Genomic DNA, 2,040 nt, shown 5'->3' with positions numbered 1-2,040 from the left:
CGGCCGCAGCGTGGGCGCTGCGTGCCGCCGAGGCGGTGGGCGAGGGCCGGGTGGCGGTGATCTGCCCGGCCGGCCTGCCCGAGCGGATCCGCACGGCACTCGCGGCCGCGCCGGCGGGCACCCCCTTCGGCACAGCGGCGGCCGGAACGGCCGCCCCCAGCGGCACAGCGGACGTGCTGGCCGCCCCGATCGCGGTGCTCACCGTCGCGGAGTCCAAGGGCCTGGAGTTCGACGCGGTCGTCGTGGCGGAGCCCCAGATGATCATTAATGGTTCGCGGCGCGGCCTCGCCGACCTGTACGTGGCGCTGACCAGGGCTACCCGGACGCTGACCGTCGTCCACTCGGGTCCACTGCCGACGGTCCTACGCCGGCTGGCCACCGAGCGGCGGCCGGCCGGCGGCGGCCGGCTCGGGTAGCGGCTGCTCCGGCTGGCTCCGGGGCCGGCTGGCGGCCCGGCTTCCCGGCTTCCCGGCTGCCGAACGCCGGCCCGACGACAGGCGCGCGCACCGACGTCCGGACGTTGACCAGGCTCCCGCCGAGCCGGCCACCATCCCGGACGGGAAGCTCCGGATCTCGCCCGGTCCGGGCAGGCCGGCACGTCGTGGTGTGTTCCGCGGCGTTCGGTGGGAACGGAACAGGGGTGCGCTACGGACCAATCAGGACCAGGACCCCGACCGCTCGGCGGGACTCGGTCATCAGCCTGGTCTGCGGGATCATCGGCCTGTTCCTCCTCGGGATCATCCTCGGGATCGTCGCGATCGCCTTCGGGGTGCGGGGACGACGCGGCGGCGGTGGGCACCTGGCAACGGCCGGGCTCGTCCTGGGCATCGTCGACGTCGCACTGTGGATCGTCGGCCTGACGGTGTCGAACGCGAACGCGCTGGTCTGGTACTGACCAGCCGCCGCCCACCCCTCGCCCGCTGTCGACATCCACGCCGGTCGCCCACTGCCGGTCGCCCACTGCCGGTTCACGGCCACCACCGGTCCCACCGATCCGCGGCGGACCGTCGGCGCGCCGGACCGGTGCGTCACAGCACTGTCACGGCACGGGGTGGATACGGCCGGATGTCGTCGACAACGGCCGGCCGCTCCCACCCCAGCGCGTCTGGACGATTTCGGCCGCGATCGACACCGCGGTCTCCTCGGGCGTACGGCCACCGAGATCAAGGCCGATCGGCGCCCGGATCCGGGCCAGCTCCGCCTCGGTCAGCCCGGCGGCCCGCAGGCGGGCGAGCCGGTCGGCATGGGTGCGCCGGCTGCCCATCGCGCCGATGTAGCCCGCCGGCGTGCGCAGCGCCGCCGCCAGCAGGGGGACGTCGAACTTCGGGTCGTGGGTGAGCACGCAGATCGCCGTGGACGGGTCGACGGCGATCCGCCCGAGATAGCGGTGCGGCCATTCGACCACCACCTCGTGGGCCGCCGGGAAACGCTCACGGGTGGCGAACACCGGCCGGGCATCACACACGGTGACTCGAAACCCCAGGAACGCGCCGATGCGGGTGAGCGCGGCCGCGAAGTCGACCGCACCGAACACGAGCATGCGGGCGGGCTGCGCGAACGCCCGCACGAACACGTCTATCCCGGTGCCTATCTCAGTACCTGTCCTCCCAGTACCTGTCCCGGTGCCGTGCCGCTGGCCGCGCGGCCCGTAGCGGCGTCGGCCGCTGTGCCCCCGCGCGAGCATCTCCCGGGCGTCGTCCGCGACGGCCGCGTCGAGCCCCTCGGTGCCGAGGGTGCCGGCCACCCGGCTTGGCCAGACCGCCAGCCGGGCGCCCGGCCGCACCGGCGCGGCGGCCGAGCCGATGACGGTACCCACCGCCACCGGCTCGGCCGCGGCCACCGCCGCCGCCACGTCGCCGAACTCCGGCGCGCCGTGACGGTCGATGCGCTGCACGAAGACGCTGATGGTCCCGCCGCAGGTCAGCCCGGTCGCCAGTACGTCGTCACCGCCCGGCCCTCCGCCCGCGCCCAGCCCACCGCCACCGCCGTCGCCGTCACCGTCCAGATCGTCTCCGCTGCCCAGATCGTCTCCGCTGCCCA

3 protein-coding genes are annotated in these 2,040 nt (G+C 75.0%); 2 read left to right on the top strand and 1 reads right to left on the bottom strand.

Annotated features, from left to right (window positions below; genetic code table 11):
* Both NBW84_RS07215 and NBW84_RS07210 read left to right on the top strand, forming a co-directional pair.
* Positions 1-416 (top strand): ATP-binding domain-containing protein (locus tag NBW84_RS07215; protein ID WP_250282895.1); only part of this gene is annotated, 416 nt, incomplete at its 5' end.
* 224 nt (positions 417-640) lie between these two features.
* Entirely contained in the window at positions 641-895 is a 255-nt protein-coding gene (locus NBW84_RS07210; protein ID WP_250282894.1) for a hypothetical protein, read from the top strand.
* Between the two features lie 144 nt (positions 896-1,039).
* On the opposite strand, the gene NBW84_RS07205 is transcribed toward NBW84_RS07210, so the two are convergent.
* Positions 1,040-2,040 (bottom strand): XdhC family protein (locus NBW84_RS07205; RefSeq protein ID WP_250282893.1); only part of this gene is annotated, 1,001 nt, incomplete at its 5' end.

It is taken from the genome of Protofrankia sp. CiP1_Cm_nod2 (genome assembly GCF_920664355.1).
Lineage (GTDB): Bacteria > Actinomycetota > Actinomycetes > Frankiales > Frankiaceae > Protofrankia.
The sequence above is the reverse complement of the archived record's forward strand: the minus strand, read 5'-3'. Positions and strand labels throughout refer to the sequence as shown.